This is a genomic window from Dyella sp. 2HG41-7 (genome assembly GCF_021390675.1).
In the GTDB taxonomy this organism is placed as follows: Bacteria; Pseudomonadota; Gammaproteobacteria; order Xanthomonadales; family Rhodanobacteraceae; genus Dyella_B.
The window spans coordinates 825,685-838,729 of sequence record NZ_JAJEJV010000004.1; the positions used below are offsets into that span (position 1 = coordinate 825,685).

Sequence of the window (13,045 nt, forward strand, 5' to 3'; positions counted from 1 at the left end):
AGCTAGTGAGAAAGGTGCGCAAGCACCCATGCAGCGACGGCGTCCGGATGTTCCAGGTGAAGGTGATGGCCGCCGTCCATGTGTGTCACTGAAATACGCGGCACCAGCGCCGCACGCGCTTCCATCATGGCGGTTGGCAGATAGGGCGTCATCGGTGCGGACAGCAACAGTGCGGTGCGCGCTTCAATGCCGGCGAGCAATGCGCGGATCTGCCCTTCGGCCAAACGCACCGCGCTGGGTCGGGTCAGGCGGGGATCGCTGCGCCAGCGATAACCGCCGTCGACTTGCGCGAGGCCGCGTTCGACGATGGGGCGAGCAAGGTCGGCGCGCAATCCGCTCGCCATGGTGCGCGCGCTAATCGCTTGGTCGATATCTGCAAAAACGCGCAAGGATTTACCGCTCGCCGCCGACGTCGCGAAGGCGTCGCGGAAGCGCTTCAAGGTGTTGGAGCCGTCGTCGCCCAACGGGCCTAAGCCTTCGATCAGCGACAGGCGATCAATGCGTTGCGGTGTCGCGGCGGCCACTAACGACGCAATGCCGGCGCCGAGCGAATGACCGAGAAGGTGGTAACGATCCAATCCCAGCGCATCTGTGGCGTTGAGCACGGCGCTGACGTAATCGACGTAGTGATAGCTGATGCCGGCCGGCAGATGGTTGGAATGGCCGTGGCCCGGCAATTCCAGCGCGATCACGCGAAAGCGCGTAGCGAGCTTCGGTGCGAGAAAAGCGAAGCTTCCGGCGTTGTCCAGCCAACCGTGCAGCGCCAGCAGTGGCGGCGCATCCGCATCGCCCCATAGTTGCGCGGTGAGCGAAAGATGATGCGACAGCGTGATGCGCTGTTCGATGGGCAATGTGCTCGAATGCGCGCTCATCGGGTTTCGCGCGGTGAAAATTCCGGCCAGCCTTGGGCGTGCCGCAAAATCAGTGTGGTAAGGCTGTCGAGTTGTTCTTCGCTATCGTTGAGCGAAGGGATATAGCGCAGCGTTTCGCCGCCGGCCGCGGTAAAGAAATCACGATTCTGCAGCGCGATTTCCTCCAACGTTTCAAGGCAATCGACGGAAAAGCCGGGGCACGCGACATCCAATCGCTTCACGCCTTCCTGCGCGAGACGCTTCACGGTTTCATCCGTATACGGATGCAGCCACGGTTCGCGTCCCACGCGCGATTGGAAACTCACGACAAACTGCGACTCGTCCAGCCCTAATCGTTCGCGCAGCAAGCGCGCCGTGGTCTGGCATTGATGAAAATACGGATCGCCGGCATCCACATAGCGTTGCGGAATGCCGTGGAACGACAGCAGCAATTTGTCGCCACGCCCATGCGTGCTCCACCACCGTTCGATGGAGCGCGCCAAGGCGGCGATATGTCCGGCGTCGTGGTGATAATCGTTGACGATGCGCAATTCCGGCGGCCAGCGCAGTTGCTTGAAGGTATCGGCCACAGCGTCGATCACCGATCCCGTCGAGGTGCCGGAATACTGCGGATAAAGCGGCAGCACCAGCAATCGGCGAACGCCGTCGCGCTGCATTTGCTCAATCTGCGCGCGCACGGACGGCGCGCCATAGCGCATCGCGAGCGCCACGCGCATTGGTCCGCGGGTGGTGTCACGCAGTCTGGCTTCCAGTCCCGCGGCGAGTTTTTCCGAGCCAACGCGAAGCGGCGAACCTTCGGGCGTCCAGATGCGCGCATAGGCGTGCGCGGATCGCGCAGGCCGGACGCGCAGAATCACGCCGTGTAGGATCAGCCACCACAGCCAGCGCGGATATTCGATCACGCGCGGATCGCTCAAGAATTCGGCCAGATAAGGCCGCAGCGCACTCGCCGTCGGGGCAGCCGGTGTGCCAAGGTTCACGAGCAGTACGCCAGCCTTGGCAGGATGGTCGTGGGATGGGCCGGCTAGGCCGGTATAGTGGCTGCGTGGCATCGTGGCGAGGGTGGCTGGTTACCCGATCAAGTCTGCCACAAGCCCTTCGCACGCCGGGTATCATCATCGCGATCACGATTGCGTTCCCAAGAATCGACCGGAGCTGCTTATGTTCAAAGCATTGCGTTGTCTTTCGTTCGTCGCCCTCGCCTTGTTGCCCGTCGCCGTGGTGCACGCGGACGACGATACGCCCGAGCAGCGCGCGCAAAGCGCGGTGCGCGTGCTCAATGAAATCGAGCAGGCGCCCGACAAATCCATCCCCACCGATCTTTTGCGGGACGCCAAGGCGATCGCGGTGATTCCCGATGTGCTGAAAGTCGGTTTCGTGTTTGGTGGCCGGCGCGGTGAGGGTCTGATTTCGGTGAAGAATCCGGACGGCACCTGGTCCAACCCCAGCTTTATTTCCTTCGGTGGCGGCAGCGTGGGCTTCCAGATCGGCGTTTCCAAGACGGATGTGATCCTGGTTTTCCGCACGCAGCGCGGCGTGGATAACATCGTCAACGGCAAGTTCACGATCGGCGCGGATGCCTCCGCAGCGGCCGGCCCCGTGGGGCGCACGGCGTCGGCGGCGACTGACCAGCAGCTGAAAGCGGAGATTTACTCCTATTCGCGTGCCCGAGGCCTGTTTGCAGGCGTGGCGCTGGACGGATCGGTGCTGAAGATCGATTACGACGCCAATGCGCAGACCTACGGCAAAGGCGTTACCCCGCGCCGTATTTTCGAGGGCGGCGTCAGCAACGTTCCGGCGGGGGTTGTCCACTTCCGGGATGCCCTGGAGGAGTACACTGCACGCTGATACGGAACGCCGGAGCTGCCCCCGCAGCTCCCTGACGGCGCAGACCCCGTAACGAGGTACTCATGGGTTTGGACAGCATTTGGCATTGGGCGATCCTGCTCGTCATCATCCTGTTGGTGTTCGGCACCGGCAAACTGACGCGGGTTGGCTCCGATCTCGGCAACGCCGTGCGTGGCTTCAAGAAAGCCATGCACAGCGACGAGGACGAAGAGAAGCGCAAGGCGCAGGAAACGCTGCAGGCCGATCCTCCGCCGAGCGCCGGCAGCGCCGCGAGCAAGCAACGCGATTCCAGCGAATCGAAGTAAGCGCCTAGGATTCCCACATGATCGAGTTCAGCCTCGGCAAGCTGATGTTGCTGGCGCTGATCGCATTGATTGTGCTCGGCCCCGAAAAGTTACCGCACGCCGCACGCACGGCCGGCGCTTTGGTGCGTCGCCTGCGTTCGGGCTGGGAAAGCGTGCGTGCCGAGGTGGAGCGGGAGCTGGAAATCGAAGAGCTCAAGCGCACCGCGCGCGAAGCGGCGGCACGCGCCGAGGCGTTGCAGGCCGATATGAACAAGGCCGCCCAGGACACGCGCGAACAAGTTGCTTCGACCGCCGCGGAAGTGCGCGAGAACATCGCGGATGTTCAGAAGGATATCGTCGAGACGGATGCGGCCAAGGAATCGCCACATGGCAGCGTCTGATCCCGATTTGAATCTGCAGGAAGGTCTGTTCTCCCACCTGCTCGAACTGCGCTCGCGATTGATCAAGGCCATTCTGGCGTTGGCCGTGGTGTTGGCGGCGCTGGTGCCGTTTGCCAATCGTCTATATGCATGGCTGGCGGCGCCGCTCGTTTCCCGGTTGCCGCAAGGCGCGCATTTGATCGCCACCGAAGTGGCCAGTCCCTTTATTACACCGTTGAAGTTGGCGTTTTACGCGGCGCTGTTTATCACGATGCCTGTGATCCTGTATCAGCTGTGGGCGTTCGTGAGTCCGGGCTTGTACAAGCATGAAAAGCGTCTGGCGCGACCGTTGTTGGTGGCGGCACTGGTGCTGTTCTACATCGGCTGCGCGTTCGCTTTTTTTCTAGTGTTGCCCGCCGCGTTCCGTTTCCTGACGGCGGTGACGCCGCAGGGTGTTGAAATGATGACGGACATCACGCACTACCTCGATTTCGTGATGCTGATGTTCTTCGCCTTCGGCCTTTGTTTCGAGGTGCCAGTGGCGGTGGTGGTGCTTGCTGCGGTCGGCGTCGTCGATCTGGATAAATTGCGTAAGGGCAGACGCTACGCAGTTGTCGGTGCGTTCGCCATCTCTGCCGTGGTGACGCCGCCCGATATCACATCGATGATCATGCTGGCCATTCCGATGTGCTTTCTTTATGAGCTCGGCATCCTGGCGGTGCGTTGGTTGCTGAAGCCGGCGACGGCCGACGCGCCGTCGCATTCCTGATGAATCGCTCCAAGACTTCTCGCTTACCCGAGCCGCCCGCCGACGAGCTGGCGCATTCCGAACGCTTGTTGCAACACTTGCGCGAAACCATCGCGTCGCACGGGCCTATACCGTTTTCGCAATACATGGAGCGCTGTCTCTACGCGCCCGGTCTGGGTTACTACAGCGCCGGCAAGACCAAATTCGGCGAAGCCGGCGATTTCGTCACGGCGCCGGAGCTCGGCTCGTTGTTTGCGCGTTGCGTGATTCAAGTGGTGCAGCCTGTGCTCGGCATGTTGGGCGACGAGGCGGATTTTCTCGAGCTTGGCGGCGGCAGCGGCGCATTCGCCGAAGCGGCTCTGTTGGCGATGGCCGAAAACGGCGTACTTCCGCATCGTTATTTGATTCTCGAACCCAGCGCCGATCTTCGCGAACGACAGCGCGAACGGCTTGCGGCGGCATTGTCGTCGGACGTGATGGCGCGTGTCGTGTGGATCGATCGCCCGCCGGAAGCGTCGTGGCGAGGCGTGCTCTTCGCCAACGAAGTGATCGATGCGCTGCCGACCACGCGCTTCGTGATGCGTCACGGCGAAGTCTACGAAGAGTACGTTGCGCTCGACGGCGAAGCGCGCCTGCTGCGCGTCGATCGCCCGGCCGACGCGCTAGTCGCTGGCGCCGTACGGCATGTCGAACGCGATCTAGGCAGGGAATTCGAGGACGGGTATCGCTCGGAAATTTTGCCTCAGTTGCCTTACTGGATGCAGGCCGTGGCAGGTTCGCTCGAAGCGGGCCTGATGCTCTTTATCGACTACGGTTATGTACGCCGCGAGTTCTATCTGCCCGAGCGCCAGGATGGCACGCTGATGGCGCATTACCGTCATCGCGCGCACAGCGATCCGTTGTTTTTGCCAGGCCTCAACGATCTCACCGCGTCGGTGGATTTCACCGCCCTGGCCGAGGCGTGCAACAGCGCGGGTTTTAGCGTGGCCGGCTATCTTCCGCAGGCGCAATTCCTGATCGCTGCCGGTTTGCAAGATGTTTTCGAGCGCGCCTATGACGCTGCGCCCGACGACGTCGCGCGTTACAACCTCGCGCAACAAGTGAAAAAACTCACCTTGCCGGATCAGATGGGCGAGCGTTTTCAAGCGATGCTGTTGGCGCGCGGCATGCCGGCGTTGCCGTTGCCTGTCGAGCTGCTCGAAGCCGATCAAGGCGATCGGCTTTGAGTGACTACGTTCGGCGGATTGCCTGTGTTGTATAGCTTTGTCCAAGAGCTTGAGCGCACTGCGTACGCGCGAAGCTTTAGTTAGAATTTCAGTTCCAGCTTTGCGATTTCGATCGCTTCCATCCGTGCTTTTTCCATGGCGGCGCCAATGGCGGGCCCTTTTAGTCCTTGCTCCAAAAACGGAGCGGAGTTGATTGCTGCGGCGACATCGCGTGCGTGGCGCAACCATGCTGCTTGGGGGTATTCGTCGTGCTCATGACCGAGCCGTCCGCGCTTGTCGGCAAGGCACGCAGTGAGAAAAATGTCCAGTCGCTCCGGTCGGCGCAATGCATCCAGCGTTGCCAACAATTTCAAAATCGTGGCCGGCTTCAATTCCAACGCGCGATGCGCATTGAGATGCTCGCGACAGACAAGCTCTGCGAGCTCGGCGTGTTCTGCGGGTACCTTCAATCGTGCGGCGAGCGCGCGTAGTGGTTCCACACCACGGTGTTCGTGGCCGACGTGACGCGGCAGTTCTTCCTTGGGCGTAAGCGCCTTGCCGAGATCGTGGGTGAGCGCGCAGAAGCCGATGAGATCATTGCCGGGCGCAAGCTTGGCGGCCATATCCAACACCATTTCCAGATGCACGCCGGTGTCGATTTCCGGATGAAACTCGGCGCGTTGGGGTACGCCGTACAGTGCATCGATTTCTGGAAACAGCTTCGCCAGCGCACCGGCCTCGCGCAGAACGCGCAAAAAAGCCGAAGGCTGCGCTTCGCTGAGCGCCTTGCGCGTTTCCGCCCACACGCGTTCGGGAACGAGATGATCGACCTCGCCGTCGCGCACCATTTGCTGCAGCAACGCCATGGTTTCATCGGCGACGGTGAAACCGAGCGGTGCGAAACGCGCAGCGAAACGTGCGACGCGTAGCAGGCGAACAGGATCTTCCACGAAAGCGGGTGAAACGTGTCGCAGCACGCGCTGTTCGATATCGCGTTTGCCGCCGTAGGGGTCGACGAGATGACCGGCTTCATCCTGCGCAATGGCGTTGATGGTGAGGTCGCGCCGCGCGAGATCTTGCTCCAACGTCACGCTGGAATCGGCCTGAAAGGCGAAACCGTGATAGCCGTGCCCGGTCTTGCGTTCTGTGCGGGCGAGCGCGTATTCCTCGCTGGTTTCTGGATGCAGAAATACCGGGAAATCTTTGCCGACCGGTTTGTAGCCGAGCGCAAGCATCTCTTCCGGGTGCGCGCCGACGACCACGTGGTCGTGGTCGACCACTGTGCGTCCAAGCAATTTGTCACGGACCGCGCCGCCAACCAGATAAGTACGCATGCCTCATTGTGCCATGGCCCTAACGACCGCGATGGCGGAAGGTCTGGCGCGCCATATCCAGGCGACGTTGCCGCGCGCCGTGAAGGATGTAAGGCAGCGAAGGCGTAAAGGGCTGCGGCGCGATGCCCAGCGCTGCATAGCCGTTACTGACGCCCACGGAGTCGGTGCCCAGCGAAAGAAAGTTGTCCAGCGAGAACGGCTTGCCTGGAAGCATGCCTGCAAAGCGCGCTTGCAGACGGCCGAGGCTATCGGGCAAAGGGACAATGCGCGTATGCAATCCAGCGGCATCGCGTATGGCCGCCACGATCTCGCCGAGCGTGAGTACTTCAGGGCCATAGAGCTCGAAGCTGCGGCGAGAGGAGCGGCTGTCGTCCGCCACGCAGCGCGCGATCGCCTCGGCGACGTCGCCGACAAACGTTGGCGCCATGCGCGAGTTGGCGCGCGCGAGCGGAAAGGCCGGCATTTTTCGCAGCAATCCCAGGAAGCGCGTAATCAGACCGTCATCGACACCAAAGATCACGCTCGGTTGATAAATCGTCCAATTGAGCGGCGATCGTTGGACTAGCGTTTCCGCCTCGCCGCGTGTTTTCAGGTATTGGGATTCGCCTTGTCCTGCTTTGAGCGAACTCATTTGATGCAGTCGTTGCACGCCGGTGGCGTGGCAGGCGTCGACAAGCCGTCGAGTCATCTCCACATGCGCGCGCTGAAACGTATGGCGGCCGACATGGTTGAGTATGCCGATAAGATTGATCACGGTGTCGGCGCCGTCGCAATAGCGCCAAAGCACGCCATCGTCGTAAACATCCGCGCTGCGAATAACAACATTCGGCAACACGGCCATGTCGCGGTGCAATTCGCGATTGCGCGAAAGCAGCGTGATGTGGTGCCCGTCGGCGGCGAGACGGGGCACCAGATAACTTCCGACAAAACCGGTAGCGCCGAGCATGACGATGCGTTGCGTGGTCATGGCGAAGTCCTCTTGCCGCCTGCTCACTCGCTCCCATCGGGGCAGGCCTGAATGAGGGGTCGATCTTGCGATCGCTTACTCCGTTCAATGCTAGGGCCTGTTCGCACTATTTGCGTGGCCCGCGCCGGGATCTGTTTGCGCGCCAGCCAAGGAAGACCGAAGGAGTGTACGTCCGTACACGACTGAGCGATGACGCAGGATGGCGTGCAAACAGACCCGGCCCTTCGGGTTGTCGATGAGTGGCCGCCATGCGGCAGCGCGCGGCTTGGCTTGACTGCCAGTCAAGCCGGCGCCACGCACTACCACCTGTCGGCCACTCATCGACAACGCGGGCCACGCAAATAGTGCGAACAGGCCCTAGGGTTTTCGCGCGATTTCCAGGTTTTGGCAAGCGCCAGGGCGATGCACAGGGAACCCAGTCTCAGTGTCCCTTGTCTTTGGCGGTCGTATGGCTTGCCGGCTTTGCCCGCACGGAGGTCGCCGCAGCGGGAGCTGGCGCCGAGGCGGCGTTAGCGACGGGCGGCGGCGCGGGACAGGTGAGATCTTTGCGCGTGCTGGGCAAATCTGACCGATACGGTTGGCCGATGGCGACCATGCGTGTGGAGATCGGCGAAGCGGCGCCGTGCTGGCGCCAATCGTAGATCACGCTGTAGTACATGACCCGCGCGACGTATTCGCGGGTTTCCTTGAATGGCATGGTGGCGACGAAGATGTCCGGCGGCAGCGAGCCGCGCGCGTCGAGCCACTGATTCACGCGCGCTGCACCTGCGTTGTACGCGGCGCTGGCCAACCATGGCGAACCGTCATAGCGTTGCGCCATATGCGCCAGGTAGCGCGTGCCGAGTTGGATATTGGTGGCCGGATCGTACAGGCTATCGCCGCCGCGCCACGGCAATCCATTGCGACGCGCGACTTCCGCGCCCGTACCGGGAACCAATTGCATAAGTCCGCGCGCGTCGGCGCCGGATTGCGCATCGCTCATCCAGGCGCTTTCCTGGCGGAGAATGCCGTATGCCCACGAGGGATCGATGCCTGCTTGTTGTGCTTGCGCGACCAGCCCATCCTGGCCGGCGAGCGGAAAGCGCAGCGTGTAATAGTGCAATGCATCGCCTTTATTGAACGCAAACACGGCGCGGTCGTACCAGCCGCGTTTGTTCGCCAGGATCACGGCTTGCTGCACCGTATTCGCATCGGCGTTAGCCAAGGCGAGATTCCACTCGCGACGCGCTTGCTTGAGCATATCGACTGCGAACAGTTCGAACGCGCGCCGCATGCCGGGAATGTCCAGCACTTCATCTTGCTTTTGCGAGTTGGCGGCGAGCTGCGTGCTGCACAATGCGTAGGAAACGTTTTGGTGATCGGCAGCCAGGTATCCGAAATAGCTGGATTGCTCGGCGACGTTTGCGTAAACGGTTTGCGCCTCGTCGTTACGTCCAAGCTCGCTGAGCGCGCGTGCACGGAAGTATTGCCACTCGTCGTCCTGGCGTTGTTCCGGCGGCATCGCTTCGATCGCGGCGACCACCGCCGTCCAATCTTTTGCTGCTAGCGCCGCGCGCACGCGCCACTCGCGGCTGATCGATGTCTGCGCGGATGCCGGCAGATTGACGAGTCGTGCCAGTGCGTTGGCGTCGTAATCGGTCGCATGGAAGATGGCCAACGCGTTCAACACGCGATCACGCTGTTCCGGCGTGAACGCGAAGCGCGGCTGGAGCTCCTGCCATGCGGTGTCGGCCGTATCGGATTGGCGCCGCGCTAAGCGAACGAGCGCCAAGGTAACGGCCTGGCGCGAACGCGTCGTATCCGGCCATTGCTTGGCGGCCTGCGCGGCGGCGGCAGGATCGTTGAGCGCAAGGGCGAGATGCTGCGCGGTTTGCGCATCGTCCGGCGGCAGCCACGACATCAGGTCGGTGATCGTATTGGCCTTGCCCGCATTGACAGCTGCATCGATGCGCGCCCAAAGACGTGCCGGTGTCAGCAACCCCTGGTCGTGCGCGGCTTGCATCACGGGGTCGCACGAGGAAGGCAGGGAGGCCTCCGACCACAACGCGGCAAGATCGCGGTCGAAATCCAACTTCGCCCCACCCGCCAGCTGAGCTTGCAGCGCGTCGCAGGTGAGCGCGTCGCCGAGACCCGGTTGATACATCGCGACGAAATCGGTCCAGTCTTGCCGCCGCGCCAATTCCTGCAGGAAATCGCGGTGCAGATCATTGGCCGGAATCAGGCCCGGATACTGCCGCAGATACGCTTCGACCGTCGGGCGATCCACTTGCTGCAGATCGTGCTCCAGCGAAGCCGCTTGCAAATACGGATAGAGCGGATAGTTCTGCAGGCCGCTCGCGAGCGCGCGCCAACCGTCGCCACCTTGGGCAGCGGACGCGTAAGCTTGTTTGAACGCAGCGCGTTGCGCTTGAAGCGTCGCGTCATCCGCCTGGGCGGCGACAGCCGTGGTGGCCAGCATCCCGCCGGCGATGAAGGTCAACAAACGGCGGCCGAGGCGCGATCCGGCAAGCGAGGCCATGGAAACTCCAAATCCTGCGGATAATCCAGGGCAAGTGTAATGGATGGTATTGCGGCGTCCTGAACGCTTCTTCACGCAGCGCAGCGGTAAATGGGCCGAAACGCCGCGCAAGGCGTCCCCTGCTAAGCTTGCGCGTTTCGGCAGCACCTCGCCCTACAGGACTTGCATGTCGCCTCCGTCAAAAAACGTAGCTCATTACGGACTTGCCTGGTTGACGCTGGTGCTGGCCACGCTCGCCGGTCTGGCGTGGTGGTGGCAAATCGGACGGCCGGTCGACTTGCCGGATGCGCCATCGGCGCGCATCGCGTGCGTGTCTTACGCACCGTTCCGCAAAGTGGGCGAAACGCCGTTCGACCGCAACTTCATCATCACGCCGCAACGCATTGACGAAGACCTGCGGGCGTTGTCGCAACGCTTCGATTGCGTGCGCACGTATTCGCAGAGCAATGGACTGGCCGCGATTCCGGCCATCGCTGCGCGCTATCACATGCAGGTGCTGATGGGCATCTGGTTGAGCGGCCTGCCGAAGCAAAACGAAAAAGAGATCGAGCAGGGCATCGCCACCGCCAATGCGAATCCCGGCGTGATTCGCGGCGTGATCGTCGGCAACGAAGTACTTTTGCGCGGCGAGCTTTCGCCCAAGCACATTATCGAATACATCCAGCGCGTGCGAGCCGGCATACCGGCCGCCATCCCTGTCACTTACGCCGACGTGTGGGAAGACTGGGTTCGACATCCGGAGATGGCCAAGGCGGTGGATTTCGTCACCATCCACATCTTGCCGTACTGGGAAAACGATCCGGTCGCCGCTGTCGATGCCGTGCCTCATGTCGAAGATGTGTACGCACGCATGCAGCACATGTTTCCCGGCAAGCAGGTAATGATCGGCGAGACCGGTTGGCCAAGCGCGGGGCGTCTGCGTCGTTCCGCTGAACCTAGCTTGGTCGACGAAGCGTTGTATATACGCAGCTTTCTGCGTTACGCCGCGCGGATACATATGCCTTACAACGTGATCGAAACCTTCGATCAGCCGTGGAAACGTGCATTGGAAGGTACCGTCGGCGGTTACTGGGGCATTTTCGATTCCAACGCGAAGCCTAAATTCCCGATGTTCGGTCCGGTGACGGAAGACCCAACATGGTGGTTGGGATGGTTAGCCGGCGGCATGGGCGCGCTTGCATTCTTGGCGATTGGCGGCTCGCGTCGCGGCTGGCATGGCATCCGTGGATGGATCGCGTTGTTGCTGGCGGGTTTTGCCTCCGGTACTGCCGTGATGTGGCAGATCCGCCAGATGCGCTACGCCTGCGAGTTGCCGTGGGAGTGGATCCTTTCGTCTGCGTGTTTGCTTGGCGGCCTGGCGATTGCGGCGGTGCTGGCGCGGCGCATTGCGGCGCATCTTGCCGATCATCACGATCATTCCGAACCAGCGCAATGGTGGCGCTTCGGCGCGATGTTCGCGCTCACCTTCTACGACATCCTGATGGCGTTCGACGGGCGCTATCTCGATTTTCCGATGGGCTTGTTTGCGTTGCCGTGCGTCGCTTACGGCGTGTTCGGATTGCTGACACATGAAAAGTCCATGCCGTCGGCCGAGCAACGTTTTCTTGCGTGCGTGGGTCCTGCGCTCGCCATCGCGCCCATCGTGCAGGAAATGGGCATGAACAAGGTGACCTGGCTGTGGCTGGGCCTGAATCTTGCGATCGCCTTACCCGTGCTGGTGGCTTGGCGTTGGCATGCGGTCCGCCTGCGTGCGCACCAGCCGCAGACAGCCCACTAACAGCGCCGCCGCGCCGGCGAAATAGCAGTACATGATCAGTGCGAACACACCGAGCGCGGCCGCGAGACAAGCAAGCCACCGTTTTTTCCACACGAACGAAAGCGCCGTGACGACCAAGGCGGCAATGCCGTAGCCGTAACTGTTGAAGCCGATCACCACCGCCTCGCGCACGGAACACCATGCCGGCGCATGGCCGTCCTCGCAGAGATAACCCAGTGAGGGTATCTCGATAAAGCCGTACCGCAGCCATGCCGCAAGCAGGCCGATCACCACGATCAGGCACCAGGGAAGAACAACGGGAATCAATCGTTTTGCGGTCATCGGTGCGTCTTGATGGAAGCGGAAGGCAGCTGAATCTCGGCGGCCAGCGCAAGATGATCGGAGAAAGCCTGCGGCAACGTCCAGATTTTTTCGACGCGGATGTCCGACGACACCAGGATGTGATCGAGCGCACGCCGCGGTTTCCAGCTCGGAAATGTCGGTACGGGTTGCACGGGCGGTTGCAGGCTGGAATGCGCGAAAAGGTGGCGCATCTCGGGGCTGTGCGCGTCGGTATTCAAATCGCCCATCAGCACCGCGTGCGGATGATCCTGGAGCACCTCGGCGATGAATCCCAATTGCTTGGCGCGCGCTTGCGCGCTCAGCGACAGATGCGCGATCACCACGGCCAACCCATCGATATCGTCGCCGAACCGCACCAATAACGCGCCCCGGCCGGGAATGCGGCTGGGCAGCGGATAGTCGATCACCGCCTGCGGTTCCAGCCGGCAGATCAGGCCGTTGGCGGTGTGCGAAAGCTGCGCGACCGGTCGATTGGGCTGATGACTCCAGAACGGCATGCCGGACGTTTCGGCCAGATAGCGCGTCTGGTTGAGAAAGCCCGAACGCAGGCTTCCGGCATCGGCTTCTTGCAGGCCGATCACGTCGAATTGCGGCAGTAGTTCGGCCAGGCGATCGAGATTGTCGAGCTTGCTGCGTCCCGGCAGCACCGCCTTGATGCTGCGCGTGACGTATTGCCGATAACGCTGCACGCTGGCCCCGGCCAGAATGTTACAGCTGAGGAGGCGCAGCCGTTGATGCTTGGCGGAGGCGCGAGTCATTGGGCCAACTTA

The 13,045-nt window shown here is 62.0% G+C and carries 13 protein-coding genes; 6 read left to right on the forward strand and 7 right to left on the reverse strand.

Features of this window, described 5'->3' with window-relative positions; translation table 11 throughout:
• Positions 1-2: 2 nt before the first annotated feature.
• Positions 3-872 (reverse strand): alpha/beta hydrolase, encoded by an 870-nt coding sequence (locus L0U79_RS05140; RefSeq protein ID WP_233840808.1) that lies wholly within the window; start codon positions 870-872, stop codon positions 3-5.
• Positions 869-1,924: a ferrochelatase gene (hemH, locus tag L0U79_RS05145; RefSeq protein WP_233840809.1), complete on the reverse strand. Its 1,056-nt coding sequence runs from the start codon at positions 1,922-1,924 to the stop codon at positions 869-871. Before hemH ends, L0U79_RS05140 begins: the two co-directional genes overlap by 4 nt.
• A gap of 109 nt (positions 1,925-2,033) precedes the next feature.
• Between hemH and L0U79_RS05150 the strand changes: the two genes are divergently transcribed.
• The 5 genes from L0U79_RS05150 (at position 2,034) to L0U79_RS05170 (ending at position 5,358) form a co-directional block, all read left to right on the forward strand.
• Positions 2,034-2,720: a lipid-binding SYLF domain-containing protein gene (locus L0U79_RS05150; protein ID WP_233840810.1), complete on the forward strand. Its 687-nt coding sequence runs from the start codon at positions 2,034-2,036 to the stop codon at positions 2,718-2,720.
• Positions 2,721-2,782: 62 nt separating this feature from the next.
• Positions 2,783-3,025: a Sec-independent protein translocase subunit TatA gene (gene tatA, locus L0U79_RS05155; protein WP_233840811.1), complete on the forward strand. Its 243-nt coding sequence runs from the start codon at positions 2,783-2,785 to the stop codon at positions 3,023-3,025.
• Between the two features lie 17 nt (positions 3,026-3,042).
• Complete coding sequence (gene tatB / locus L0U79_RS05160) at positions 3,043-3,405, forward strand: Sec-independent protein translocase protein TatB (protein ID WP_233840812.1); 363 nt, start codon at positions 3,043-3,045, stop codon at positions 3,403-3,405.
• On the forward strand, positions 3,392-4,153 hold the full coding sequence (gene tatC / locus L0U79_RS05165) for a twin-arginine translocase subunit TatC (protein ID WP_233840813.1): 762 nt from the start codon (positions 3,392-3,394) through the stop codon (positions 4,151-4,153). The genes tatB and tatC overlap by 14 nt, the downstream gene beginning before the upstream one ends.
• Positions 4,153-5,358 carry an SAM-dependent methyltransferase gene (locus L0U79_RS05170; protein WP_233840814.1) on the forward strand — a complete coding sequence of 402 codons (1,206 nt, stop codon included), beginning with the start codon at positions 4,153-4,155 and terminating at the stop codon, positions 5,356-5,358. Before tatC ends, L0U79_RS05170 begins: the two co-directional genes overlap by 1 nt.
• An 80-nt stretch (positions 5,359-5,438) precedes the next feature.
• On the opposite strand, the gene L0U79_RS05175 is transcribed toward L0U79_RS05170, so the two are convergent.
• The 3 genes from L0U79_RS05175 to L0U79_RS05185 form a co-directional block, all read right to left on the reverse strand.
• Positions 5,439-6,671, reverse strand: a complete 1,233-nt coding sequence (locus L0U79_RS05175) for a multifunctional CCA addition/repair protein (protein ID WP_233840815.1) — start codon at positions 6,669-6,671, stop codon at positions 5,439-5,441.
• Between the two features lie 19 nt (positions 6,672-6,690).
• Entirely contained in the window at positions 6,691-7,638 is a 948-nt protein-coding gene (locus L0U79_RS05180) for a complex I NDUFA9 subunit family protein (RefSeq protein WP_233840816.1), read from the reverse strand.
• A 421-nt stretch (positions 7,639-8,059) separates the two neighbouring features.
• Positions 8,060-10,156: a transglycosylase SLT domain-containing protein gene (locus L0U79_RS05185; RefSeq protein ID WP_233840817.1), complete on the reverse strand. Its 2,097-nt coding sequence runs from the start codon at positions 10,154-10,156 to the stop codon at positions 8,060-8,062.
• Positions 10,157-10,322: 166 nt separating this feature from the next.
• Here L0U79_RS05185 and L0U79_RS05190 point away from each other — a divergent pair, with 166 nt between their 5' ends.
• Positions 10,323-11,933, forward strand: coding sequence for a glycoside hydrolase family 17 (locus L0U79_RS05190; protein ID WP_233840818.1), 1,611 nt, complete (start codon positions 10,323-10,325; stop codon positions 11,931-11,933).
• Here L0U79_RS05190 and L0U79_RS05195 read toward each other — a convergent pair.
• The gene (locus L0U79_RS05195; protein ID WP_233840819.1) at positions 11,862-12,254 is read right to left on the reverse strand and encodes a hypothetical protein; all 393 of its coding nucleotides are present in this window, start codon (positions 12,252-12,254) and stop codon (positions 11,862-11,864) included. The two genes, L0U79_RS05190 and L0U79_RS05195, sit on opposite strands and share 72 nt — an antisense overlap.
• Positions 12,251-13,033: an endonuclease/exonuclease/phosphatase family protein gene (locus tag L0U79_RS05200; protein WP_233840820.1), complete on the reverse strand. Its 783-nt coding sequence runs from the start codon at positions 13,031-13,033 to the stop codon at positions 12,251-12,253. Before L0U79_RS05200 ends, L0U79_RS05195 begins: the two co-directional genes overlap by 4 nt.
• Between the last annotated feature and the right edge of the window lie 12 nt (positions 13,034-13,045).